Consider the following 22860-nt stretch of genomic DNA (forward strand, 5'->3'; position numbering starts at 1 on the left):
CACACCAACCAGGAGGAGCCCCCAGTGGCTAAGGCGAAGTTCGAGCGGACCAAGCCGCACGTCAACATCGGCACCATCGGTCACATCGACCACGGTAAGACGACGCTCACCGCGGCGATCACCAAGGTGCTGCACGACAAGCACCCGGACCTCAACGCCGCGTCGGCGTTCGAGGACATCGACAAGGCTCCCGAGGAGCGTCAGCGCGGCATCACGATCTCGATCGCGCACGTCGAGTACCAGACCGAGGCGCGCCACTACGCGCACGTCGACTGCCCGGGTCACGCCGACTACATCAAGAACATGATCACCGGTGCGGCGCAGATGGACGGCGCGATCCTGGTCGTGGCGGCCACCGACGGCCCGATGCCCCAGACGCGTGAGCACGTGCTGCTCGCCCGCCAGGTCGGCGTCCCCGCCCTGGTCGTCGCACTCAACAAGTGCGACATGGTCGACGACGAGGAGCTCATCGAGCTCGTCGAGATGGAGGTGCGCGAGCTCCTCTCCGAGTACGAGTTCCCGGGCGACGACATCCCGGTCGTGCGCGTGGCGGCCTTCCCGGCGCTGCAGGGCGACGCCAAGTGGGGCGACTCGATCGTCGAGCTCATGAACGCGGTCGACGAGGCCATTCCGACCCCCGAGCGTGAGACGGACAAGCCGTTCCTCATGCCCGTCGAGGACGTCTTCACGATCACCGGTCGTGGCACCGTCATCACCGGTCGCATCGAGCGCGGCATCGTCAAGGTCAACGAGGAGGTCGAGATCATCGGCATCCGCGAGAAGGCCCAGAAGTCGACCGTCACCGGTGTCGAGATGTTCCGCAAGCTGCTCGACGAGGGCCAGGCGGGCGAGAACGTCGGTCTGCTCCTCCGTGGCACCAAGCGCGAGGACATCGAGCGCGGCATGGTCGTCATCAAGCCGGGCACCACGACCCCGCACACCAACTTCGACGCCTCGGTCTACATCCTGTCGAAGGAGGAGGGCGGCCGTCACACGCCGTTCTTCAACAACTACCGTCCGCAGTTCTACTTCCGGACCACGGACGTCACGGGCGTCGTCACGCTGCCCGAGGGCACCGAGATGGTCATGCCCGGTGACAACACCGAGATGGCCGTCGAGCTGATCCAGCCCATCGCCATGGACGAGGGCCTGCGGTTCGCGATCCGTGAGGGTGGCCGCACCGTCGGCGCCGGCCGGGTCACCAAGATCACCAAGTGATCTAGTCCCACCAGCTTCACCAGGACGGCCCCGGACCGCGGTCCGGGGCCGTCCTGCATTCCGCTAGCCGAGCAGGGCGGCGACGGCCTCGGCGTACACCTCCGTGTGCCGGTCGACGTCGGCCGTGGTGTGGTGCGGGCTGAAGAGCGCCATGTTGTGGAACGGCGTCAGCAGCACGCCGCGGTTGAGGCACCACAGGTGCAGGAACGCCTCGAGCTCCTCGTCGACCGCCGCCGCCGCGGCCGCGCCGTCGCGGGGCGGCGGGCAGAACCAGTACTCCGCGCGGCAGCCGAGCCGCTGCACGTGCCAGGGCAGCCCGTGCTCGGCGATCACCTCGGCGACGCCCTCGGTGAACCGCTCCGCCAGGGGTACGGCGACCGCGAAGTCCTCCTCGCGCAGACAGGTCGACAGCGTCGCCCGGACCGCGGCCAGCGCGAGCGCGTTGGCGGTCAGGGTGCCGCCGACCCCGGCGACGTCGATCTCGTGGCCGAGCATCGGGCCGGACAGCCGCCCGGCGACCTCGGCGCTCATGCCGTACGCCGCGGCCGGGACCCCGCTCGCGATCGCCTTGCCGACCACGACCAGGTCGGGGTCGAGGGCCCAGGCGGCCGTGCAGCCGCCCGGCCCGGCGCACATCGTGTGCGTCTCGTCGACGATCAGCAGCACCCCGTGCCGCCGGGTGACCTCGCGGACGCCCGCCAGGTAGCCCTCCTCGGGGAGCACGATGCCGATGTTGGTGAGCGCCGGCTCCATCAGCAGGCACGCGACGTCACCCTCGGCGAGGCGGCGGTCGAGGGCGTCGAGGTCGTTGAACGGGACGACCGCGGTGGTCACCGCGACGTCGAGCTGTGGCCCGAGGGCGCCCGGGCGGGGGACCACCCGGTCGCCGTCCAGCACGGCCAGGGTCTCGTCGACGGTGCCGTGGTAGCACCAGTCGAACACCGCGACCCGCGGACGGCCGGTGAGGTAGCGGGCGAAGCGGAGCACGAAGCGGTTGGCGTCGGTGGCCGACATGGCCAGCTGCCAGGTCGGGAGGCCGAAGCGCCGGGCCAGCTCCTCCCCGACCCAGACCGCGTCGGCCGAGGGCAGCATCGTGGTGATGCCGGTGCGGGCCCGCTCGGCGATCACCTCGGCCACCTGGGGGAGCGCGTGCCCGGTCATCGCACCGGTGTCGCCGAGGCAGAGGTCGACGTACTCGACGCCGTCGACGTCGACGAGGCGGGCGCCGGAGGCTGACTCCACGAAGACCGGGAACGCCCCGGGCCAGCGGGTCATCCACGGCATCGGCACGCCCGCGAGCAGCGGTCCGCGGGCCTGCTCGGCCAGGGCGGCGGATCGGGGGTGGAGCTCGACGAAGCGGCGCTCCTCCTCGGCGTGCAGGGACTGGAGACGGGCTCTGTCGATCATGGTCAGAACGTAGCGATCAGGGAGGATGGGCGCATGCACGAGCACGGCGTCCGACCCGCACGACCCCACCACCGGCTGACCGAGGACGGTCGCCGGATGCGGGAGGTGCTGAGCTACTCACGGCGCGGGGCACGGTTCACCCCCAACCAGGCCGCGGCCTGGGCCGCGCACCAGGAGAAGTGGGTCATCCCGGACGAGGCCGTCGACCGGCCCGACTTCGCGTGGGCGTCGTGGTTCGGCCGCGAGGCGCCGCTGATCGTGGAGATCGGGTCGGGCGTAGGGGAGGCGACGGCCGTCCTCGCGGCGGCGCGCCCGTCGTACGACGTCCTCGCGCTCGAGGTGTGGCGGCCCGGCGTCGCCGACACGCTCTGGCGGGCGGCCGAGGCGGGGGCGGAGAACCTCCGGCTGTGCAGCGTCGACGCGGCGTGGACCCTGGAGCACCTCCTGGGCGAGGCGAGCATCAGCGAGCTGTGGACGTTCTTCCCGGACCCGTGGCACAAGAAGAAGCACCGCAAGCGCCGGCTGGTCGACGCCGACTTTGCCCGCCTGGTCTCGACCCGGCTGGTGCCGGGCGGGACCTGGCGGCTGGCCACCGACTGGGCCGACTACGCCGACCAGATGCGCGAGGTCCTCGACTCCGAGCCGGCTCTCGACGGCGGCGTCGTCGAGCGCTGGTCCGAGCGGCCGGTCACCAAGTTCGAGCGCAAGGGCCTCGAGGTCGGCCGCGACATCACCGACCTGCGCTACGTCAGGCGCTGACTCACAGCCCGGCCACCAGCTCGTCCAGGTCGGTCCGCAGGTCGGCGTCGACCGAGCCGTCCAGGCGCTCCAGCAGCGCGGCCAGGAGCAGGGCCACGGCGACGGCGCCGGGGTCGGGAACGCCGAGCGCCCGGTCACCGAGATAGCTGGCCCGGCCGCGCTTGGCCACCAGCTGCGCAGTCTCACGGGCACCCGCGACCGCCGCGGCGACAGCCTCGCGGTCGAGGCGCTGGCCCGCGGCCGCCGGGGCCAGGGCGTCGAGCAGGGTCCGGTCGCCCGGGACGGCGCCGCCGACCCGGGTCACCGCCTCCTGGCCCTCGCGGAGCCCGGTGACGAGGGCCGCGGACGGGTCGTCTGCTCCCTCGACCGCTGTGGCGACCGCCTGGAACACCAGGCCGAAGAGCGGACCGCTGGAGCCGCCGACGTCGTCCAGGAACGCGCCCGCCACCGCCGTCAGGTCGGCCGCGAGGTCGGCCTCCGGACCCGGAGCCCGTCGTACGGCGGCCTGGAGGCCGTTGTCCAGGTTGGTGCCGATGTCGCCGTCGCCCGCGCGCTGGTCGAGGGCGTTGAGCCCGGGGCGACGGGCCTCGAACGTGGCGGCCAGCCCGGCGAGCCAGGGCGAGGGCTCCCGAGCGGTGGCCGGTGCGGAGTCCTCGGCGGCGGCGGTGACGCCGGTCCCGAGCTCGCGGGGGCTCGGCAGCGCGACCGTGTCGTGCGGGGCCCACCAGTGCGCCAGCCAGGACTCCTCGGCGGCGGTGAGGGTGATCGAGAAGCCGCGCATGTCGAGCGCGGAGACGTAGGTGCCGGTCACGACGCTGCGCAGCCGGCGGCCCGCGGCGTCGAGCGCGCGGGCGGCCTCGGTCGCCACGTGGGCCAGCTCGAGGTTGCCGGTGCCCCCGAGCCCGTTGACCAGCAGCAGGTAGCCGTCGTCGGAGGCCGGCAGCGCGGCGAGCAGGTCGCCGACCATCCGGTCGACCAGCGTGCCCAGGTCCGACTGGTCGATGCTCTCGGCGGCGGTCTCGCCGTGGATGCCGACGCCGTACTCGAGGGCGCCGGGGGCGACGTCGAAGGCCGGCTCGCCGGTCTCGAGGGAGGTCTGCGCCCCGTGGGCGACGGCGAGGGTCCGCGAGCGGTCGACGACGCGGCGGCCGAGGGTGACGAGGTCGTCGAACGTCGCGCCGGTGTCGGCGGCGGCGCCCAGCACCTTCTCGACGACGACGGTCGCGCCGGTACCGCGCCGCCCGACCTCGTGGCCCTCGGAGCCGAGGTCGTCGTCGACCAGCACCTCGGCCACCTGGTGGCCCTCGGCGCGCAGCCGCTCGGCGGCGATGGCGAAGTTGATCCGGTCGCCGGTGTAGTTCTTCACGACGTGGATCACGCCGCCGGGTCGGGCCACCCGCGCGCTGGCGGCGTACACCTGGCGGTTGTGGGGGGAGGTGAAGACCTCGCCGGGCGCGGCGGCGTCGAGGCCGCCCGCGCCGACGAAGCCGGCGTGCATCGGCTCGTGACCCGCGCCGCCGCCGCTGACCAGCGCCACCTGTCGCTCGGGTGCGGGCCGGAGCGCCCAGACGTACGACGGGGCGGGGCTGGTGCCGACCGTGCGGCCGGAGGTGAGCGCCACCCCCTCCAGCGCGTGGGCGGAGGGGGAGACGCCGTCGGTCAGGAAGCTGCGGGCCATGTCGGACCTTCCGTCGGGAACAGGAGCAGGGCGGGACGCTCAGCTCCACCCTGTCCACCGGGTCCAAGTCGACCCGGCCACCGTGGGGTGACGTCAAGGGTTATCCCGCTGGTGGCCCCCTGCGGGCCGGGGGAGGGTCGGTGGCAGCGGTCGACCACACCGCTCGCTGTCCGTTTCTCGGGACGGTGCCGACGAGGAGCCCGATCGGCTCCACTGGAGGTCAAAGCAGGATGTTGAAGCGAACAGCTCTCGGAGCGGCAGCCCTCGCCGTCACCACGCTGGCCTCGGCGGGGCTCGCCACGGGCAGCGCCAGCGCTGCGACCGGGACCGCCCCGGCGGCCGCCAAGGACGGGTCTGCGGCCCCGCTGATGAAGGCGGAGTCCGGGGCCATCAAGGGCCACTACGTCGTGATGCTGAAGGAGGGCAGCTCGCTGCAGGAGCTGCGGGCGTCGAAGAAGGAGGCCCGCGGCGAGGGGGCCCAGATCTCCGACACCTTCCGCAGCCTCAAGGGGTACGCCGCCGAGCTGAGCGCCGACGAGCTCGCCGCGGTCCGCCAGGACCCCGACGTCGCCTTCGTCCAGCAGGACGCCCAGGTCACGATCAACGAGGTCCAGGACGACGCGACCTGGGGTCTCGACCGGATCGACCAGGCGGCGCTGCCGCTCTCCGGCACCTACGAGTACACCGCCACCGGCGCGGGCGTCACGGCGTACGTCATCGACACCGGCATCAACAGCTCCCACAGCGAGTACGCCGACCGCCTCGGCGAGGGGTACGACGCGGTCGGCGACGGCAACGGCACCGAAGACTGCAACGGCCACGGCTCGCACGTCGCCGGCACCGTCGGCGGCACGACGTACGGCGTCGCCAAGGACGTCACCCTGGTGCCCGTCCGGGTGCTCGACTGCGCGGGCAGCGGCTCGTTCGCGGGCGTCGTGGACGGCATGGACTGGGTGGCCGGCCAGGGCGGTCCGGCGGTCGCCAACATGAGCCTCGGTGGTCCGGCCGACGCCGCGATCGACGCGGCCGTCGAGCGGCTGACCTCTGCCGGGGTGACCACGGTCGTCGCCGCGGGCAACGAGACCTCCGACGCCTGCGGCAGCTCGCCGGCGGCGGCTCCCTCGGCGATCACCGTCGCGGCCTCCAACAGCAGCGACGAGCTCGCCTACTTCTCCAACTTCGGCTCGTGCGTCGACATCATCGCCCCCGGCGAGGACATCACCTCGGCCTGGATCGGCGGCTCCACCGCGACGGACACGATCTCCGGCACGTCCATGGCCTCCCCGCACGTCGCGGGTGCCGCGGCGCTCTACCTGGAGTCCAACCCCGGTGCCAGCCCGGCGGACGTCTCGGCCGGCCTGACCGACGCGGCGACACCGGACGCGATCGCCGACCCCGCCGGTTCGCCCAACCTGCTCCTGTTCACCGGCTTCTGACCCACCCCGCCTGTGGATGAGCTCGCCGAGTCGGCGCACATGTGCGCCGACTCGGCGGACTTGTCCACAGGCGGCGTTCTACGCTGACGCGCGTGACCGCGTCCCTGGAGAAGAGCGTCGGGGCGCGGCGGCTCCACCGGGCCTGGCCGGTCGCAATCATCACCATGGCCGCGCTGATCGCGGCGGCCGGCTTCCGCTCGTCGACCGGAGCGCTGCTCGAGCCGCTCGAGGAGGACTTCGGCTGGTCACGGGCCACCACCAGCGGCGCGGTCAGCCTCAACCTGATCGTCTACGGCCTGACGGCGCCGTTCGCGGCCGCCCTCATGGAGCGCTTCGGCGTACGGCGGGTGGTCGCCGCCTCGCTGACCCTCGTCGCCGCCGGCTCGGGTCTCACCCTGGTGATGACCGAGGCCTGGCAGCTGTGGCTGCTGTGGGGCTTCGCGGTGGGGGTCGGCACCGGGTCGCTGGCCCTGGTCTTCGGCGCGATCGTCGCCAACCGCTGGTTCGTCCGGCACCGCGGCCTCGTGGTCGGCGTGTTCTCGGCGGCCAGCTCGACCGGTCAGCTGGTGTTCCTGCCGGCCATCGCGCACCTGGCCGAGGGGCCGGGCTGGCGCTGGGCCGCGGGCCTGGTGACGGCGTTCGCGCTGGCTCTGGTGCCGCTCGTCCTGTGGCTGATGCGGGACCAGCCGGCCGACGTCGGCGCCACGCCGTACGGCGCTCCCGCGGACTGGACGCCCCCGCCGCCCGTCATCGCCTCGCGCGGCGCGGCCGCCACCGCGCTGACCACCCTGCGCGGCGTGTCCCGTTCGCGGACGTTCTGGATCCTGTTCGCGACGTTCTGGATCTGCGGGTGGTCGACCAACGGCCTGATCGGCACCCACTTCATCCCGGCCGTCCACGACCACGGCATGGCCCGGACGACGAGCGCGAGCCTGCTCGCCCTGATCGGCGTCTTCGACATCGTCGGGACCATCGCCAGCGGCTGGCTCACCGACCGGGTCGACCCGCGCAAGCTGCTCTTCGCCTACTACGGCCTGCGCGGTCTCTCCCTGCTGTGGGTCCACCTGCTGCTCGGCCCGCAGGTGCACCCGAGCCTGTTCCTGTTCGTCGTCTTCTACGGCCTCGACTGGGTGGCGACCGTGCCGCCGACGGTGGCCCTGTGCCGCCAGCACTTCGGCATCGAGAGAGCCGGCGTGGTCTTCGGCTGGGTCTTCGCCAGCCACATGGTCGGCGCCGGCGTCGCCGCGAGCTTCGCCGGGTGGGTCCGGCAGGCCAACGGCGACTACTTCGTCGCCTGGATCACCGCCGGCGTGCTGTGCCTGCTGGCGGCCGGCCTGTGCCTGTTCATCCCGGAGCGGCCCGACGAGAGGGCTCTCAACCTTTCGGCGCCCTGAGGTGTCTTCTCCGGGTGTGACGTTCGAGGAGTTCATGGCCGCGCGTTGGGCGCCGCTGTTCCGTACGGCGTACCTGCTCACCGGTGACCGGCACCAGGCCGAGGATCTGCTGCAGGACGCCCTGGCCCGCACCTGCGTGCGCTGGTCGTCGATCCGCGACACGCGCGCGGCCGACGGCTACGTCCGCCAGGCGATGGTCCGGCAGATGACCCGGCAGTGGCCCAAGCGGCGTCGCGAGGTGCCGACCGACGAGCTGCCGGAGTCGTCGTACGCCGGAGGGCTCGACGTGCGTGCCGAGCACCTCGACCTGTGGGCGGAGGTACGCCGGCTGCCGCCGCGGATGCGGGCCACCCTGGTGCTCCGCTACGTCGAGGACCTCACCGTCGAGGCGACGGCCCAGGAGCTCGGCTGCTCCGTCGGCTCGGTCAAGAGCCAGACCCACCACGCCGTCCAGCGGCTGCGTGCCGCCCTACCCGACGCCCGGACCCTGATCGAGGAGCTGTCATGAACCAGGTCCGCACCACCCTCAGCGCCGTCCGCGACGCCGTCGACGTCCCCGCCCCCGACCGGGTCGCCCTCCAGGCCCGGGTCCGCGCCGCGCGTCGCCGTCGTACGACGGGCCGCACCGCGGTCGCGCTCGTGGCGGCGGTCGCGGTGACCGCGGCAGCGGCGGGCGTCGGCCGGCTCCTCCCCGAGGAGGACCGGGCCCCGGTGGCCAGCGGGTCCCCGCTGGAGGTCGACGACCCGAGTCGGGTCGTCGGCTTCGTGGTGCAGGGCCGCCTGGTCGTCGGCGGGCCGGCCGGCTTCACCGTGACGGGCATCGCGGCGCGCAACGTGCTGGGTGTCCTCGGGGGACGGGTGCTGCTCTCGGACGGGGCGGGGGACCTGGTGGCCGTGCCGGTCGATCAGGACGGGGTGCCCGGGAAGGCCGAGAGGCTGGGCACGGGTCTCCGGGACTACCTGGACCCGGCAGGCGGTCGGATCATCACCCAGCAGGAGGACGACACCTACCGGGCGTGGTCGCCCGAGACCCGGACCTGGACCGACCTGGACGTCGAGCCCGCCGACGGCGGCATCGCCGCAGCCTTCGACGGTGACCACCGGGTCGACTCGGGGTCTGACGGCTACCTCCTCACCGGCACCGGCGGCCCGGTCCGGTCGCTGCCGACCGGGGGAGGCATCATCGATGAGGACCTGGTGGCCGGAGTGCTGGCGTTGGAGACGTCGCACGGCGCTCGCTTCTTCGACGCGAGCACGGGCGAGCTCCTGTCCCGGATCCGCGGCGCGGGCTACAGCGGCCGGCTCGCTCCGGACGGCACGAGCTACGCCCGCACCGCGCCGGACGGGGTGACGCTGGTCGACCCACGCGACGGACGTCTCTCGCCGGTGGCGACGGAGGTCGACGGCCCCGCGGCAGGCATCGCGTGGACCGGTCCCGACACGTTCGTCGTCGCCGCACGCGACGACCAGACCAACACCGGCACGCTGCAGGAGTGCGACGCGGTCGAGCGGACCTGCCGGCTGCTCTACCAGGACCCGTCCGGGACGCTGAAGCTGACCTCCTGAACCTAGACCTCGAAGCCTTCGAAGTCCTCGGGCACGTAGTCGCGGTGCTCGACCAGCACCATCCAGTTGCCGGAGTTGTCCCGCATCAGGGCCTCGACACCGTACGGCCGCTCGGTCGGCTCCTGCAGGAACACGACGCCCTTGGCGGACAGCTCCTCGTAGGTCTTCCGGCAGTCGTCGACGGCCAGCCCCAGGCCCGGCAGCCCGCCCTCGGCCTGGGCCCGACGCATGGCCGCGACCAGGTCGTCCGACAGTGGTGCCGACGGCGTCGTCAGGTGGACCTGGAGCTCCGGCTGGTTCGGGTGCACGACGGTGCACCAGCGGAAGTCCTCGCCGAACATGAGGTCCTCCCGCGCCGTGAAGCCGAGGACGTCGGTGTAGAAGGCGAGAGCGTCGTCGATGTCGGTGACGAAGACGCTGACCAGGGAGATGTTGGTGATCATGCGGCCAGGCTAGGGACGTCGTACGGCGGGATGCTTCTCCCAGGTTGCGACAACCACAGCCGCCCCACAGCCGGGGTACGGCGCCCGCACCGCCCGGGCTCGCAGGATCGACGGCATGACCTCGCGACTCGTCCCCGTCCTGACCCTCGTCGGCGTCCTGGCCGCCGGCGTGCTCACCGTCGGCCTGCTCGGCGTCGACACCAGCCTGCGCGTCGCGGGCGCGGCCGTCCTGCTGGCCGTGGCCCTGGCCGCGGCCGGTGTCGCGGCGGCCTCGCTCGTCCTGCGCCGCCGACTCGGCGAGCTGCGACACCTGCCCGACCTGGGCCGCCACTTCGTCACCCGCCACGAAGGGGCCCGGGTCACCGGCATCAGCCACGACGAGGGCGGCGTCACGCTGCTCGTCGCGAGCGAGGAGGTGCAGACGATGGTGCTCGACGAGTCCGGGACGCCCGACCACGTCAGCGGCGGCGGTCCCGGCACCTCCCGCTGGCGGATCCCGGGGACCGCCCGCCTCAGCGACGCCCAGGCCGGGTCGGTCGAGGCGCTGCTGACCGAGGCGACCCCGGTCCGGGTCGTCTCATCAGGCGTGGTCGGATTGGCCGGACCGGTCGCCACCGGCTGGCGGCTGGAGGCCCGCAACGGGCTGGTCCTCTCCAGCGGGCTCTGACCCGCGACGTTCGGCCAGCCCCCACATGAAGACGTAGCAGCCGGGCACCCGCGGGACGCCGGACTCGGCGTACCGCCGCTGGAACGCGCTGGGTGTCTCGCCGACCAGCTGCCGGAACCGGCTGCTGAACGAGCCGAGGCTGGAGAACCCCACCGCGTGGCAGACCTCGGTCACCGTCAGGTTGGTCGCGCGGAGCAGGTCCTGGGCGCGCTCGATGCGCCGTTCGGAGAGGTACGCCGCCGGGCTGCGCCCGTAGGTCGCGGTGAACAGTCGCTGGAAGTGGTACTTGCTGATGCCGGCCACGGCGGCCAGCGCCGGCAGGTCCAGCGGCTCCGCGAAGTTCCGGTCGGCGTGGTCCCGGGCGCGGCGCAGGTGGACGAGCGTGTCGTCGGGGGCCCGCAGGCTCATCGGCGCCGGGTCAGCCGACGCCGGAGCTCGGCCTCGCGGGCCAGGCGGGCGCCGTCCCGCTCGCGCCGGGTGACGACCACGGCGGCCAGGAACGCCTCGGGCGGGGTGCCGGGCGGCGGCGCCGGAGCGACGTACGTCGAGACGCGGCCGGCCAGGTCGAGCCCGATCCGCTCCCGGGAGCCGGGGTCGAGGGCGGGGAGGCGGGAGAGGTACTGGCGCACCGCCAGCGCCAGCCCGGTCGGCAGCGCCCGCACGTCGGCGGTCCGGGCCCAGCCGGCCAGCGGAGGCGGCATCTGCGGAGGTACGGCGAGCCGCAGCCGGACCCGCTCGCGCACGACGTACGTCCCGGCGGCGTAGTCGCCCAGCCGCTTCCCGCCGGGGCTGATCAGGGCGCAGATGAACGCGGGCGCGCCGGTGAAGGCCCAGATCTCGACCACGGCGATCAGCGAGCGGACGAAGGCGTGCTGAGCGCTGATCGGACCGGCGTCGTCGCGGACGGTCCGCAGCCCCATCGCGAGCTTGCCGACCGAGCGGCCCCGCGTGAGCGTCTCGATCGCCGTCGGGTAGACCAGGAACACGGTGATCAGGGTGCCGATGATCGCGATGTGGAAGATCGCGCCGTCGGCCTGCAGGGCGGCGACGACGAAGACCAGCAGCACGACGAACAGCAGCACGATGGTGAGGCAGACGTCGATCAGCGACGACACCATCCGCACCCCGAGCCCGGCCGGCGGCAGGTCGAGCGCCACGGCCTCGCCGGTGACGAGGTCGTCGCTGGTGAGGGTGGCGAACTCCGGGGCTGACATCGGGTCGAAGTCTAGGGGCGCGCGCGCCACTAGGGTGATCGCGTGGACCTCGACGCCTACGTGCTCGCGCACGCCCACGAGTGGCAGCGCCTGGAGGACCTGGTCCGTCGTCGGCGGCTGAGCGGTGCCGAGAGCGATGAGCTGGTCGAGCTCTACCAGCGGGTGGCGACGCAGCTCTCCGTGCTGCGAACCTCCGCACCCGACGGGGCGACGATCGCCTACCTCTCCTCCCTCCTGGCCAAGGCCCGCTACCGCACCGTCGGTGCCCGGGTCGGCTCCTGGCGCGGCGTCGCCCGGTTCTTCACCGACCGCTTCCCGGCCGCGCTCTACCGGCTGCGCTGGTGGTGGCTGGGCTGCCTGGTCGCCAACGCGGTCGTGATCGCGGTGATGATGATCTGGCTGGTCCAGCACCCCGCGGTCGAGCAGAGCCTGCTCTCGCCGGCCGAGGTCGACCAGCTCGTCAACGAGGACTTCGAGGGCTACTACAGCGAGTACGCCGCCGGGAACTTCGCCGCCCAGGTCTGGATCAACAACGCCTGGGTCGCCGCGCTCTGCGTGGCCCTGGGGATCCTGGGGTTCCCGGTCGTCTACCTGCTGTTCCAGAACATCGCCAACCTCGCGATCATCGGCTCGATCATGCACCGCCACGACCACGGGCAGCACTTCTGGGGACTGCTGCTCCCACACGGACTGCTGGAGCTGACCGCGGTCTTCGTCGCCGGCGGCGTCGGCCTGCGCCTGTTCTGGTCCTGGGTCGAGCCGCGCGGCCTGACCCGCACCCAGTCGATCGCTCGCGAGGGCCGCACCGCCGGCACGGTCGCGCTCGGGCTCGTCGCCGTGCTGCTCGTCAGCGGGATCATCGAGGGGTTCGTGACGCCGTCCGGCCTGCCCACCTGGGCCCGGCTCGCGATCGGCGTCCTCGCCGAGGTCCTCTTCTTCGCCTACGTCTTCGTCCTCGGCCGCCAGGCGGTCCTGCGCGGCAGCACCGGCGACGTCGACGCCGCGCTGCTGGAGGACCGGGTGGCCATGCAGGAGTAGGACGCTCTCAGAGCAGCCCGCGCGCCTTCAACGACAGGTAGTGGTCGGCCAGCGCCGGCGGCAGCCGCTCGGCGTCGGCGTCGATCACCTCGACGCCGAGGGCGCCGAGCAGGTCGGCGGTGGCTCGCCTCCGGCGCAGCGCCTGCTCGGCCGCGGCGGCGCCGTACACGTCGTCGAGGGAGGTACGGCGCCCGGCCAGCTCCTCCAGCGCCGGGTCGCGCACGGAGGCGACGACGACGCGGTGGTGGCGGGTCAGCGTGGGCAGGACCGGCAGCAGTCCCTCCTCGACCGCCGCGGGCTCGAGCGGGGTCAGCAGCACCAGCAGCGCGCGCTGGCGGCCGAGGGCGGTGACCGCGCCGGCCAGCGCGCCCCAGTCGGCCTCGACGATCACCGGCTCGAGGTCGGCCATCACGTCCTGGAGCCGGGCGGCGACGTCTCGTGAGCCGGCCGAGCGCAGCCGGGCCCGGACGCGCCGGTCGCCGGCGACGAAGTCGACCCGGTCACCGGCGCGGGCCGCGAGGGCGGCGAGGAGCAGGGTCGCGTCCATCGCCGAGTCCAGACGGGGGACGTCCGCGACCCGGCCGGCCGAGGTCCGCGACGTGTCGAGCACCAGCACCACCCGGCGGTCCCGCTCGGGCTGCCAGGTCCGGACCACGACGTTGCGGTTGCGGGCGGACGCGCGCCAGTCGATCGAGCGGACGTCGTCGCCGCGGACGTACTCCCGCAGCGAGTCGAACTCGGTGCCCTGGCCGCGCACCCGCACGGCCGCGCGCCCGTCGAGCTCCCGCAGCCGGGCGAGCCGCGAGGGCAGGTGCCGGCGGGACGGGAAGGCCGGCAGGGACCGCACGTGTCCCGGCGCGTCGAGGGTCGCCTGCCGCGCGGCGAGCCGCAGCGGACCGTGCGCGCGGACGGTCACCCCGAGGGCCCGCAGGTCACCGCGCCGGCGGGGGAGGAGCGGGGTGCGCAGCACGGTCGCCTCACCGGGCCCGAGCGAGACCCGGTGCCGGTTCGCGCTCGCGCCGGCGGTCGGCTGCCAGGCGTCCCGGACGAGCGCCCGGACCCGGCGCGTGCCGTCGTTGACCAGCCGCACCTGCGACTCGGCGGGCTCGCCGATCCGGACCGCTCCGACCCGCCGTCGCTCGACCTGGAGCCGGCCCGGCCTCGGCGCGAGCAGCACGTCGGCCACCACGACCAGCGCGACCGCAGCGAGCCAGAGCCACACCGTGCTCGCGGCAGGCCGCAGCACCACCGGGACCAGGCCCAGCAGCAGGAGCAGCGGCACGCGGCCGGAGATCGCCACGGCTAGCGGGGGACCGGGACGGAGCCCAGGGCCGAGGCCAGCACCTGCGCGACGTCGACCCCCTCGAGCTCGGCCTCGGGCCGCAGGGCCAGCCGGTGCACGAGGGTGGCGTGGGCGAGCGCCTTCACGTCGTCGGGGGTGACGAAGTCGCGGCCGGTCAGCCAGGCCCAGGCCCGTGACGCTCTCAGCAGCGCGGTGGCGCCGCGCGGGCTGACGCCGAGGCTCAGCGACGGCGACTCGCGGGTGGCGCGGGCGATGTCGACGATGTAGCCGGCGACCTCCGGCGAGACCTGCACCCGTCGTACGGCGGCCTGCCCGGCGGCGATGTCGTCCGGCCCGGCGACCGCCGTGACCCCCGCGGCGGCCACGTCGCGCGGGTCGAACCCGTCCGCGTGCCGGCGCAGGATCTCCAGCTCGTCGGCCCGCGGCGGGATCGGCAGCACGACCTTCAGCAGGAACCGGTCCAGCTGGGCCTCGGGCAGCGGGTAGGTGCCCTCGTACTCGACCGGGTTCTGCGTCGCGGCCACCAGGAACGGCCGGGGGAGCGGGTGCGAGACGCCGTCGACCGACACCTGCCCCTCCTCCATCGCCTCCAGCAGCGCCGACTGGGTCTTCGGCGGGGTCCGGTTGATCTCGTCGGCCAGGAGCAGGCTGGTGAACACCGGGCCCTCGCGGAAGCTGAGCTCGCCTGCGTGGGAGTCGATCACCATCGAGCCCGTGATGTCGCCCGGCATCAGGTCCGGGGTGAACTGCACCCGCCGGGTCCCGACGTCGAGCGCGCCGGCGAGGGTCCGCACCAGCAGCGTCTTGGCCGTGCCGGGCACCCCCTCCATCAGCACGTGGCCACCGCACAGCAGCGCGACCAGCAGCCCGGAGACGGCGGCGTCCTGGCCGACCACCGCCTTGGCCACCTCGGCCCGGACGGCGACCAGCCGGTCGCGCGCGCCAGTGTCGGCGGAGGGGTTCTCGGTCATCCTCGTCGTACCTCTTCCTCGAGTGCGGCCAGCTCGGTGGCCAGGGCGATCAGGTCCTTGTCGTGGCCCGGCGCGGCAGCGTCCGGGCCGAGGAGGGCGTGCACGTCGGGCTCCGCCCGCCCCGTGCGTACGGCGACCGCGCGCACCAGGTCCGCGGGCGCGGTGCCGGTCCCCAGGGCGAGCCGCTCGGCCAGCCGGGTCCGGGCGCCGGCCCGCAGCGCGGCCGCGGCGTGGCCCCGGTCGCCGCTGCGCCGGTAGAGCCGACCCTGGCTGCGGGTGGTCTCGGCCGCGGTCACCACGACCGGCAGCGGCTCGACCGCCAGCCGGCCCAGCCGTCGGCCCCGCCAGAGCATCAGCGAGCCGACGACCAGGGTCAGCAGGAGCAGACCGGGCCCGATCCAGCGGGGTACGAGGCTGGCGGCGCTGACCCCGTCGGAGCCGGTGAGGTCGGCCAGGTCGGGGACGTACCAGACCAGCCGCTCCTCCTGGCCGAGCAGCCGGAGCGCGAGCGCTGCGTTGTCGGCGCGCAGCACCTGGTCGTTGGTCAGGGCCTCGTCGGCGCCGAGGAGCACGAGGTTGCCCGGGCCGTCGACCAGGACCGCGCCCTCGTCGTCGGCGAAGCAGCCCGGATCCGGGTAGGCGAGCGCCTGATCGACGGCGATCTCGAGGTCGCCGACCAGCGGGTCCGAGCAGTCCGCATCCCGCCCGTCGCCCAGCGCCACCCACGACGGCGCGCCGACCCCGAGCGCGCCGGCTGCTCCCGGTGCGGCTCCGACGACGACGACCTGCGCGGCCGGTGCCCCGTGGTCGAGCAGCCGCTCGACGGTCGAGTCGCCGAGCAGGTCGGGTCGGGTGACGAGCACCGTCGTGGCCTCGTCCACCGTCGCTGCCTCGAGGGCGTCGGCGCCACGGGCCACGTCGACGTCGACCCCCTCGTCCGCCAGGACCCGGGCCACCGCCCGGGCGCCGTCGGGTGCCGGATTGTCGGGATCGAGCGGGTCGGTCGTGCTGGCCGGACCGCCGAGCACGACCGCAGCGACGACGCCGAGCAGCAGCACGACCGCGACCAGCAGGCTCGACCGGTGCCGACGCCCGGTGGCGACGAGGGTGCTCACCGGACCCCCTCGAGCGCGTCGTCGAGGGCAAGGACACCGGCGGCCTGCTCGCGGGTGGCGCGGCGGTCGCCGTACCTGACCTGGTCGAAGATGCCGGCACCGGCGATCACCCGCTCCCGCAGGTCCGGGCGGTCGGACGCCAGGGCCTCCGCGACCTCGTGGGCGGTCGCGCCGGGTCGGTCATCGAGCCGGCCCCGCTCGACCTGGCCGACGGTCAGGGCGCGGAAGCCCTCGACCACCGCGTCCTCGTACCGCTCCTCGGCCAGGGCGGCCCGGGCCCGGGCCCGCAGCTCCGCCGACGTGACGGCCTCGTCGCCGAGCACCGCGCCGGCCCGTTGCGCCCGCGGCGCGGACCGGACCCGCGACACCAGCAGTCCGAGGCCGACCAGGAGCAGCACCGCGACCAGGAGCGCCGCGGCGGTGCTGAGCGGGGGAGCCCCACTCGCCGCGTCGACGGTGTCGTCGAACCACCGCCCGACCGCGTCGAGGATCTGCTGCAGCACGTTCCGGTCGTGGTACTCCGGGCGGACCAGCTCCTCCCGTAGCCGCGCACGGGCGTCGTCGGGCGAGGGGACGAGCGGAGGGTCGGACAGCGGCATCCGGAGCAGCGGGCTCACCGCTCGACGATCCCCGCCATGCCAAGCAGCTCGACGTCGAACGCCTCCTTGCGCATCCGGAGGTCGACGTACTGCAGCGTCGCCACCGCGGCCGTGAACGGGGTGACGAAGGCCGCGGCCACGATCGTGCTCAGCCCGGTCGTGGCCTCGACGGCCAGCACGCCCGCCGAGCCGTCGACGAACGCGGCCGCCACCTCGCCCAGGACGAGGAAGGGCACCGCGAGCATCGACGCGGCCACGCCCGTCACGACGATGGTGAGCAGGGCGATCCCGAAGGTGCGCCAGAACGCGCGACGGGTCAGGCCGTGGCCGCGCCGGATCGCACCGAGCACACCCACGTCCTCCAGCATCAGCGCGGGCACGGGCAGGTAGTAGACCCGGATCCAGAACCACCACATCAGGGCCACGAAGAGCGGACCGCCGACCAGCCCGTAGAGGACGCGTGCGGCCAGGCCGTCGACGAGCAGCCACGACGCGGCGTAGGCCCCGAGGAGCAGCACCGTCAGCAGGCCCAGCAGCAGGGTCAGGCCGACGAGCCGCCAGCGCCGACCCTCCGTGGCTGCCCAGGCCTGGCCGATCGTCATCCGGCGCCCGGTCGCGGCCGCCAGCACCACGTGCGCCACCGTGCCGGACACCACCAGCGTGCCCAGCGACTGCAGGAGGAGCGGCAGGACCGTGGTGGAGAGGAACTGCGCCGTACTCCCGTAGCTGTCGGTGAGCGAGTCCCCGCTCGACCCGGAGAACGCCGTGGACCGGGTGAACGTCGCCCCGAGGGCGAGCAGGGCGGCCACGGTCAGCAGGGTGAGCACCGTGCTCAGCACGGTGACCAGCACCGCGACCCCGGCCGTGGCCTTCGGGTTGTAGCGAATGATCTTGAAGGCGCCGTCGTAGACGTCACCGAGCCCCAGCGGTCGCAGCGGGATCGCGCCCGGCTTGTGGGCGGCTCCGAGCATGGCCGCCGCGGGCGGCCAGGGCCCGGACGGCGGGGCGGGGTACGGCGGCGGCCACCCGGCCGGGGGCTGCTGCTGCCACCCCGGCGGTGCCTGCGGGGGCGGCTGCTGCCAGCCCGGCGGCGGTGGCTGCGAGCCCGGGGGCGGGTAGCTCTCGTGGCCCGACATCTGAACTCCCGTTTCCGCTCCGGTCTCCGGCGCGCCCATCCTGTCAGGCGGGCGCGCCGCCCGCGTCAGCGCTTCGACAGGTGGTCCGGCAGCACGCACGCCTCGTCGAGACCCAGCACCCGGTTGAGCCGCCCGAAGGCGATCCAGGAGCCGAGGCACATCGACAGCTCGACGATCTCGCGGTCGGAGTAGGCCGCCTTCATCCGGGTCCAGAAGCCGTCGTCCAGGCCGTGGTGGTCGAGCGCGTACCGCTCGGCGTACTCCGCGGCGAGCCGGGCGCGCTCGTCGAGGGCCGGGCTGGTGCGCCAGGCGGTGACGGCCTCGTCGAAGCCGTCCTCGACCTTCACGCCGTCGCGCTCGGTGCGCCAGTCCTGGCAGAACAGGCAGCCGTTGATCTGGGCGGTGCGCAGCCGGGCGGCCTCGAACGTGCGCAGCTCGATGGTGCCGTGCTCGTAGACCGCCTGGGAGAACGTCGCCGCGGCGGGGCCGATGCCGGGGACCATCTGGCCCCAGACGTACATGAGGGGGTCCTTGCCCTCGGGGATGTCGACGATCATGAGGTCACCTTCCGATCGATGCGGGGGGCGTGCGGCCGAGGCGGCCGGTGGGCGGAGCAAGCGGTACGTCGAGCCCGTCGTACAGGCCGGGCTCGGCGGTGAGCAGCCACGGGATGGCGTTCACCAGTCGGTTGGCGGCGGTCGCGTTGCCGCCGGCGGCGCGGTTGCCGACGCCCTCGACGAACTCGTCGGTGGCCTCGAGGCTGACCTCGATGCGCGGCCGACCCTCGATCACCACCTTGTGCGCGCCGTCGCCGCCGTCGGGCGGGACGGGCCAGTCGGGGGCGACGCCGGGGGTGATCCGGGTGACGTGCTCGACGACGATGAGCGGCTCGCCGCCGACGACTCCCTGGACCTCGAAGCGCAGCGCGCCCTGGCTCCCGGCGACGAAGGTGCCCATCTGGTTGGTGACGTCGGCGTCGAGGGCCCGGCGGTCGAGCGTCTCGCGGATCTCGTCGAGCTCGACGCCGAGTGCCCGCGCGATCATCCGCACCTGGCCGCCCCAGACCATCGTCGGCACCCCGGCGGCGACCATCGGCGGCTCGTAGTCCATCGGCTCGCCCATCCCGACCAGGAAGCGCACCGCGTCGGGGGCGTCGTACGTCGCGTAGTCGAAGATCTCCTGGCAGCGGACCTGGTCGATGGTCCCGGCGAGGGAGCTGACGAGCACCGGGAGCAGGTCGTTGCCCCAGCCGGGATCGACCCCGCTGACGAAGAGGGCCGAACGTCCCGCGTGGGCCGCGGCCAGCAGCGGCTCCCGCATCGCGGCAGGGGCGTTTCGCTGGTCGTAGAGCGCGTAGACGGCCGGGGTCACCACGACCGCGCCGGCGGCCAAGGCGCGGGCCACGTCGGCGAGGGCCTCGTCGGGTCGGACGTCGCCCGACACCATGTAGGCCACGGCGCCCCCACCCCCGAGAGCGGCGAGCGCGGCGTCGACGTCCGCCGTGGCCGGTACGCCGAGGGGCCGGTCGAGGCCCGCGAGCTCACCCGCATCGCGGCCGACCTTGTCGGGATTGGCCACCAGCGCACCGACGAGCTCGAGGCCCGGGTGGGCGGCCACGGCCCGGATCGACGCGCGGCCCATGTTCCCCGTCCCCCAGACGACGACGGGTACGCTCTGACCAGCGGATCCCGCGTCGGAATAGAACGTGTTCTCGTTCTGCATGGTCGGACAGTAGCCGACACCGACGGCCCCGGTCAGGGGCACGAGCCGCCGAATTTGGCGCTGCTGGGGATGTCTGCCAAGATAGTCCGGTTGCTCCGGTGGGTCACCGGGGTGCGGCACATCTTGACTACTGAATCGCGTCTCCCTCTCCAACTTGGAGATCCTCGGTGGTCTGGTGTGCGTCCGCACCGGCTCTGCAGTGATGCAGAGGGGAGACCCGATCATCTCGACACACCGTCGAGGGCCACACACAACCAAGCTCAGGATCCCGGTCCTGTGTTGCGCCCCAGGGCCGCGACACGCCCGACCGCGGGGGTCGGAGCAGGGTGGCGAGCAGCAGGGCAGGACCTACTCAGCCGGAGGACGTCCTGGACAAGCACGCGGCAGCTGAGAAGTAAGGACGAGAGAGACCTATGGCGGGACAGAAGATCCGCATCAGGCTCAAGGCCTATGACCACGAGGTGATCGACACCTCGGCGCGCAAGATCGTGGACACGGTCACCCGCACGGGTGCCAAGGTCGCCGGCCCGGTGCCGCTGCCGACCGAGAAGAACGTGTACTGCGTCATCCGCTCGCCCCACAAGTACAAGGACTCCCGCGAGCACTTCGAGATGCGCACCCACAAGCGCCTCATCGACATCATCGACCCCACGCCGAAGACGGTCGACTCGCTGATGCGGCTCGACCTGCCTGCCGGCGTCGACATCGAGATCAAGCTCTGAGGTCTGAGGACATGACTTTCGAACGCAACGCGAAGGGGCTGCTGGGCACCAAGCTCGGCATGACCCAGCTGTGGGACGAGAACAACCGCGTCGTCCCCGTGACCGTGATCGCCGCCGGCACCAACGTCGTGACGCAGGTGCGCACGCCGGAGGTCGACGGCTACAACGCCGTCCAGATCGGCTTCGGCGAGATCGAGGCCCGCAAGGTCACCAAGCCCGAGACCGGCCACTTCGAGAAGGCCGGCGTCACGCCGCGCCGCCACGTGGTCGAGATCCGGACGACCGCCGCGACCGAGTACACCGTGGGCCAGGAGCTGCCCGTCGACACCTTCGCCGCCGGCGAGGAGATCGACGTGACCGGCACCAGCAAGGGCAAGGGCTTCGCCGGTGTCATGAAGCGCCACGGCTTCGCCGGTGTCTCGGCCTCGCACGGTGCTCACCGCAACCACCGCAAGCCCGGCTCGATCGGCGCCTGCGCGACCCCCGGTCGCGTGTTCAAGGGTGTCCGGATGGCCGGCCGGATGGGCAACGACACCGTCACCACGCAGAACATCACCGTGCACGCCGTCGACGTCGAGCGTGGCCTGATCCTCCTCAAGGGCGCCGTTCCCGGCCCCAAGGGTGGGCTCGTGGTCCTGCGCTCGGCCGCCAAGAAGACTCAGGAGGCCTGAGCATGGCTACCAAGAGCACCGCGAAGACCGTCAAGGTCGAGCTGCCCGCCGAGATCTTCGACGTGGCCGTCAACGTGCCGCTGATCCACCAGGTCGTCGTGGCCCAGCAGGCCGCCGCTCGTCAGGGCACGCACTCCACCAAGCGTCGCGGCGAGGTCCGCGGTGGTGGCCGCAAGCCCTACAAGCAGAAGGGCACCGGCCGCGCCCGCCAGGGCTCGACCCGCGCGCCGCAGTTCGCCGGTGGTGGCGTCGTCCACGGCCCCAAGCCGCGTGACTACGACCAGCGCACCCCCAAGAAGATGAAGGCCGCCGCCCTGCGCGGTGCCCTCTCCGACCGGGCCCGCAACGAGCGCATCCACGTCGTCGACGCCCTGGTCTCCGGCGACGCGCCGTCGACCAAGGCCGCGCTGGCCGCGCTCGCCGGTCTGGCCGACCGCGTCAACTTCCTGGTCGTGCTGGAGCGCACCGACACCGTCACCTGGCTCTCCCTGCGCAACGCGCAGGAGGTGCACCTGGTGGCCGTCGACCAGCTCAACACCTACGACGTGCTCGCGGCTGACGACATCGTCTTCAGCAAGGGCGCCTACGACGCGTTCGTGAGCGGTACCGCCAAGGAGGTCTCCAAGTGAGCACCCTGCACAAGGACCACCGCGACATCCTGATCGCGCCGGTCGTGTCCGAGAAGAGCTACAGCCTCCTCGACGCCAACAAGTACACCTTCATCGTGCGTCCCGACGCCAACAAGACCGAGATCAAGATCGCGGTCGAGAAGGTCTTCGGCGTCAAGGTCACCTCGGTGAACACGATCAACCGCGTCGGCAAGACGCGCCGTACCCGCAACGGGCTCGGCAAGCGCAAGGACACCAAGCGCGCGATCGTCTCGCTCGCCGAGGGCCACCGCATCGACATCTTCGGAGGTCCGGTCTCCTGACCGGGCTCTGAGATCACGAGGACTGAGATATGGCTATCCGCAAGTACAAGCCGACCACCCCGGGCCGTCGTGGCTCCTCGGTGGCCGACTTCGTCGAGATCACCCGGACCACGCCGGAGAAGTCGCTGACGCGTCCGCTGCCCAAGAAGGGCGGCCGCAACAACCAGGGCCGGATCACCACCCGGCACCAGGGCGGCGGTCACAAGCGTGCCTACCGCATCATCGACTTCCGTCGCTACGACAAGGACGGCGTGCCGGCCAAGGTCGCGCACATCGAGTACGACCCGAACCGCACCGCGCGCATCGCGCTCCTGCACTACGCCGACGGCGAGAAGCGCTACATCGTCGCGCCGAAGGGCCTGGAGCAGGGCACGCCGGTCGAGTCGGGCCCGAACGCCGACATCAAGCCGGGCAACAACCTGCCGCTGCGCAACATCCCCGTCGGTTCGACCATCCACTGCGTGGAGCTGCGGCCGGGCGGCGGTGCCAAGATGGCCCGCTCCGCCGGCAACAGCGCCCAGCTGGTCGCCCGTGAGGGCAGCCGCGCCACGCTGCGTCTGCCCTCGGGCGAGATGCGCTTCGTCGACGTGCGCTGCCGCGCCACGATCGGCGAGGTCGGCAACGCCGAGCAGTCGAACATCAACTGGGGCAAGGCCGGCCGGATGCGTTGGAAGGGCAAGCGCCCGACCGTCCGCGGTGTCGTCATGAACCCGGTCGACCACCCGCACGGTGGTGGCGAGGGCAAGACCTCCGGTGGCCGTCACCCGGTCTCCCCGTGGGGCAAGCCCGAGGGCCGCACGCGCAAGCGCAAGGCCTCCGACTCCCAGATCATCCGTCGCCGCAAGTCCGGCAAGGGTAGGAAGTAACTGA

Annotated in this window: 25 protein-coding genes; 13 read left to right on the plus strand and 12 right to left on the minus strand. The window is 73.1% G+C overall.

What is annotated here, in order from left to right:
* The first annotated feature begins 24 nt into the window (after positions 1-24).
* On the plus strand, positions 25-1218 hold the full coding sequence (tuf, locus tag V7S47_RS01395) for an elongation factor Tu (RefSeq protein WP_090849681.1): 1194 nt from the start codon (positions 25-27) through the stop codon (positions 1216-1218).
* A 63-nt stretch (positions 1219-1281) separates the two neighbouring features.
* On the opposite strand, the gene V7S47_RS01400 is transcribed toward tuf, so the two are convergent.
* Positions 1282-2625 carry a transaminase gene (locus tag V7S47_RS01400; RefSeq protein WP_336559938.1) on the minus strand — a complete coding sequence of 448 codons (1344 nt, stop codon included), beginning with the start codon at positions 2623-2625 and terminating at the stop codon, positions 1282-1284.
* 33 nt (positions 2626-2658) lie between these two features.
* Between V7S47_RS01400 and trmB the strand changes: the two genes are divergently transcribed.
* Complete coding sequence (gene trmB, locus V7S47_RS01405) at positions 2659-3384, plus strand: tRNA (guanosine(46)-N7)-methyltransferase TrmB (RefSeq protein ID WP_336559939.1); 726 nt, start codon at positions 2659-2661, stop codon at positions 3382-3384.
* 1 nt (position 3385) lies between these two features.
* Here the strand turns inward: trmB and V7S47_RS01410 are convergent, their stop codons facing one another.
* Positions 3386-5062 carry a dihydroxyacetone kinase subunit DhaK gene (locus V7S47_RS01410; RefSeq protein WP_336559940.1) on the minus strand — a complete coding sequence of 559 codons (1677 nt, stop codon included), beginning with the start codon at positions 5060-5062 and terminating at the stop codon, positions 3386-3388.
* A gap of 230 nt (positions 5063-5292) precedes the next feature.
* Here V7S47_RS01410 and V7S47_RS01415 point away from each other — a divergent pair, with 230 nt between their 5' ends.
* The 4 genes from V7S47_RS01415 to V7S47_RS01430 all read left to right on the plus strand — a co-directional run bounded on the left by V7S47_RS01415 (position 5293) and on the right by V7S47_RS01430 (position 9458).
* Positions 5293-6498, plus strand: coding sequence for a S8 family peptidase (locus V7S47_RS01415; protein ID WP_336559941.1), 1206 nt, complete (start codon positions 5293-5295; stop codon positions 6496-6498).
* 92 nt (positions 6499-6590) lie between these two features.
* Positions 6591-7892 (plus strand): MFS transporter, encoded by a 1302-nt coding sequence (locus tag V7S47_RS01420; RefSeq protein ID WP_336559942.1) that lies wholly within the window; start codon positions 6591-6593, stop codon positions 7890-7892.
* A gap of 16 nt (positions 7893-7908) precedes the next feature.
* Positions 7909-8400, plus strand: coding sequence for a SigE family RNA polymerase sigma factor (locus V7S47_RS01425; RefSeq protein ID WP_336559943.1), 492 nt, complete (start codon positions 7909-7911; stop codon positions 8398-8400).
* On the plus strand, positions 8397-9458 hold the full coding sequence (locus V7S47_RS01430; RefSeq protein ID WP_336559944.1) for a hypothetical protein: 1062 nt from the start codon (positions 8397-8399) through the stop codon (positions 9456-9458). Before V7S47_RS01425 ends, V7S47_RS01430 begins: the two co-directional genes overlap by 4 nt.
* Positions 9459-9460: 2 nt before the next feature.
* On the opposite strand, the gene V7S47_RS01435 is transcribed toward V7S47_RS01430, so the two are convergent.
* Positions 9461-9901, minus strand: a complete 441-nt coding sequence (locus V7S47_RS01435; RefSeq protein WP_336559945.1) for a VOC family protein — start codon at positions 9899-9901, stop codon at positions 9461-9463.
* 115 nt (positions 9902-10016) lie between these two features.
* On the opposite strand from V7S47_RS01435, the gene V7S47_RS01440 reads away from it, so the two are divergent.
* Positions 10017-10568, plus strand: a complete 552-nt coding sequence (locus V7S47_RS01440) for a hypothetical protein (protein WP_336559946.1) — start codon at positions 10017-10019, stop codon at positions 10566-10568.
* On the opposite strand, the gene V7S47_RS01445 is transcribed toward V7S47_RS01440, so the two are convergent.
* Positions 10482-10976, minus strand: coding sequence for an AraC family transcriptional regulator (locus V7S47_RS01445; protein ID WP_336559947.1), 495 nt, complete (start codon positions 10974-10976; stop codon positions 10482-10484). The two genes, V7S47_RS01440 and V7S47_RS01445, sit on opposite strands and share 87 nt — an antisense overlap.
* A complete protein-coding gene (locus tag V7S47_RS01450) occupies positions 10973-11782 on the minus strand; it encodes an RDD family protein (RefSeq protein ID WP_336559948.1) in 810 nt (269 codons plus the stop codon). The genes V7S47_RS01445 and V7S47_RS01450 overlap by 4 nt, the downstream gene beginning before the upstream one ends.
* A 42-nt stretch (positions 11783-11824) precedes the next feature.
* On the opposite strand from V7S47_RS01450, the gene V7S47_RS01455 reads away from it, so the two are divergent.
* Positions 11825-12820 carry a stage II sporulation protein M gene (locus V7S47_RS01455; RefSeq protein ID WP_336559949.1) on the plus strand — a complete coding sequence of 332 codons (996 nt, stop codon included), beginning with the start codon at positions 11825-11827 and terminating at the stop codon, positions 12818-12820.
* A 7-nt stretch (positions 12821-12827) separates the two neighbouring features.
* Here the strand turns inward: V7S47_RS01455 and V7S47_RS01460 are convergent, their stop codons facing one another.
* The 7 genes from V7S47_RS01460 to V7S47_RS01490 form a co-directional block, all read right to left on the minus strand.
* The gene (locus V7S47_RS01460) at positions 12828-14120 is read right to left on the minus strand and encodes a DUF58 domain-containing protein (protein WP_336559950.1); all 1293 of its coding nucleotides are present in this window, start codon (positions 14118-14120) and stop codon (positions 12828-12830) included.
* A gap of 2 nt (positions 14121-14122) precedes the next feature.
* Positions 14123-15094, minus strand: a complete 972-nt coding sequence (locus V7S47_RS01465; RefSeq protein ID WP_336559951.1) for an AAA family ATPase — start codon at positions 15092-15094, stop codon at positions 14123-14125.
* Entirely contained in the window at positions 15091-16209 is a 1119-nt protein-coding gene (locus tag V7S47_RS01470) for a DUF4350 domain-containing protein (RefSeq protein WP_336559952.1), read from the minus strand. Before V7S47_RS01470 ends, V7S47_RS01465 begins: the two co-directional genes overlap by 4 nt.
* Positions 16206-16826: a DUF4129 domain-containing protein gene (locus V7S47_RS01475; protein WP_336559953.1), complete on the minus strand. Its 621-nt coding sequence runs from the start codon at positions 16824-16826 to the stop codon at positions 16206-16208. Before V7S47_RS01475 ends, V7S47_RS01470 begins: the two co-directional genes overlap by 4 nt.
* Positions 16823-17944 (minus strand): hypothetical protein, encoded by a 1122-nt coding sequence (locus V7S47_RS01480; RefSeq protein WP_336559954.1) that lies wholly within the window; start codon positions 17942-17944, stop codon positions 16823-16825. The genes V7S47_RS01475 and V7S47_RS01480 overlap by 4 nt, the downstream gene beginning before the upstream one ends.
* A 65-nt stretch (positions 17945-18009) precedes the next feature.
* On the minus strand, positions 18010-18501 hold the full coding sequence (locus tag V7S47_RS01485) for a carboxymuconolactone decarboxylase family protein (RefSeq protein ID WP_090849716.1): 492 nt from the start codon (positions 18499-18501) through the stop codon (positions 18010-18012).
* Positions 18502-18505: 4 nt separating this feature from the next.
* On the minus strand, positions 18506-19666 hold the full coding sequence (locus V7S47_RS01490) for an NAD(P)H-dependent amine dehydrogenase family protein (protein WP_336559955.1): 1161 nt from the start codon (positions 19664-19666) through the stop codon (positions 18506-18508).
* A 413-nt stretch (positions 19667-20079) separates the two neighbouring features.
* Between V7S47_RS01490 and rpsJ the strand changes: the two genes are divergently transcribed.
* The 5 genes from rpsJ to rplB are packed head-to-tail and all read left to right on the plus strand — an operon-like array spanning position 20080 to position 22856.
* Complete coding sequence (gene rpsJ, locus V7S47_RS01495; protein ID WP_008360994.1) at positions 20080-20388, plus strand: 30S ribosomal protein S10; 309 nt, start codon at positions 20080-20082, stop codon at positions 20386-20388.
* Positions 20389-20399: 11 nt separating this feature from the next.
* Positions 20400-21059: a 50S ribosomal protein L3 gene (rplC, locus tag V7S47_RS01500; RefSeq protein WP_090849720.1), complete on the plus strand. Its 660-nt coding sequence runs from the start codon at positions 20400-20402 to the stop codon at positions 21057-21059.
* Between the two features lie 2 nt (positions 21060-21061).
* Positions 21062-21688: a 50S ribosomal protein L4 gene (gene rplD, locus V7S47_RS01505; protein WP_090849721.1), complete on the plus strand. Its 627-nt coding sequence runs from the start codon at positions 21062-21064 to the stop codon at positions 21686-21688.
* Complete coding sequence (gene rplW / locus V7S47_RS01510) at positions 21685-21990, plus strand: 50S ribosomal protein L23 (protein WP_090849723.1); 306 nt, start codon at positions 21685-21687, stop codon at positions 21988-21990. The genes rplD and rplW overlap by 4 nt, the downstream gene beginning before the upstream one ends.
* A 29-nt stretch (positions 21991-22019) precedes the next feature.
* A complete protein-coding gene (rplB, locus tag V7S47_RS01515) occupies positions 22020-22856 on the plus strand; it encodes a 50S ribosomal protein L2 (RefSeq protein WP_090849725.1) in 837 nt (278 codons plus the stop codon).
* Positions 22857-22860: the final 4 nt, after the last annotated feature.

It is taken from the genome of Nocardioides sp. CCNWLW216 (assembly GCF_037120545.1).
Lineage (GTDB): Bacteria > Actinomycetota > Actinomycetes > Propionibacteriales > Nocardioidaceae > Nocardioides > Nocardioides lianchengensis.

Bases quoted from the DNA above. Each gene is read 5' to 3' on its own strand.
- V7S47_RS01400 (WP_336559938.1), bottom strand. From the start codon at position 2,625: ATGATCGACAGAGCCCGTCTCCAGTCCCTGCACGCCGAGGAGGAGCGC.
- trmB (WP_336559939.1), top strand. From the start codon at position 2,659: ATGCACGAGCACGGCGTCCGACCCGCACGACCCCACCACCGGCTGACC.
- V7S47_RS01410 (WP_336559940.1), bottom strand. From the start codon at position 5,062: ATGGCCCGCAGCTTCCTGACCGACGGCGTCTCCCCCTCCGCCCACGCG.
- V7S47_RS01415 (WP_336559941.1), top strand. From the start codon at position 5,293: ATGTTGAAGCGAACAGCTCTCGGAGCGGCAGCCCTCGCCGTCACCACG.
- V7S47_RS01430 (WP_336559944.1), top strand. From the start codon at position 8,397: ATGAACCAGGTCCGCACCACCCTCAGCGCCGTCCGCGACGCCGTCGAC.
- V7S47_RS01435 (WP_336559945.1), bottom strand. From the start codon at position 9,901: ATGATCACCAACATCTCCCTGGTCAGCGTCTTCGTCACCGACATCGAC.
- V7S47_RS01440 (WP_336559946.1), top strand. From the start codon at position 10,017: ATGACCTCGCGACTCGTCCCCGTCCTGACCCTCGTCGGCGTCCTGGCC.
- V7S47_RS01445 (WP_336559947.1), bottom strand. From the start codon at position 10,976: ATGAGCCTGCGGGCCCCCGACGACACGCTCGTCCACCTGCGCCGCGCC.
- V7S47_RS01450 (WP_336559948.1), bottom strand. From the start codon at position 11,782: ATGTCAGCCCCGGAGTTCGCCACCCTCACCAGCGACGACCTCGTCACC.
- V7S47_RS01465 (WP_336559951.1), bottom strand. From the start codon at position 15,094: ATGACCGAGAACCCCTCCGCCGACACTGGCGCGCGCGACCGGCTGGTC.
- V7S47_RS01480 (WP_336559954.1), bottom strand. From the start codon at position 17,944: ATGTCGGGCCACGAGAGCTACCCGCCCCCGGGCTCGCAGCCACCGCCG.
- V7S47_RS01485 (WP_090849716.1), bottom strand. From the start codon at position 18,501: ATGATCGTCGACATCCCCGAGGGCAAGGACCCCCTCATGTACGTCTGG.
- V7S47_RS01490 (WP_336559955.1), bottom strand. From the start codon at position 19,666: ATGCAGAACGAGAACACGTTCTATTCCGACGCGGGATCCGCTGGTCAG.
- rpsJ (WP_008360994.1), top strand. From the start codon at position 20,080: ATGGCGGGACAGAAGATCCGCATCAGGCTCAAGGCCTATGACCACGAG.
- rplC (WP_090849720.1), top strand. From the start codon at position 20,400: ATGACTTTCGAACGCAACGCGAAGGGGCTGCTGGGCACCAAGCTCGGC.
- rplD (WP_090849721.1), top strand. From the start codon at position 21,062: ATGGCTACCAAGAGCACCGCGAAGACCGTCAAGGTCGAGCTGCCCGCC.
- rplB (WP_090849725.1), top strand. From the start codon at position 22,020: ATGGCTATCCGCAAGTACAAGCCGACCACCCCGGGCCGTCGTGGCTCC.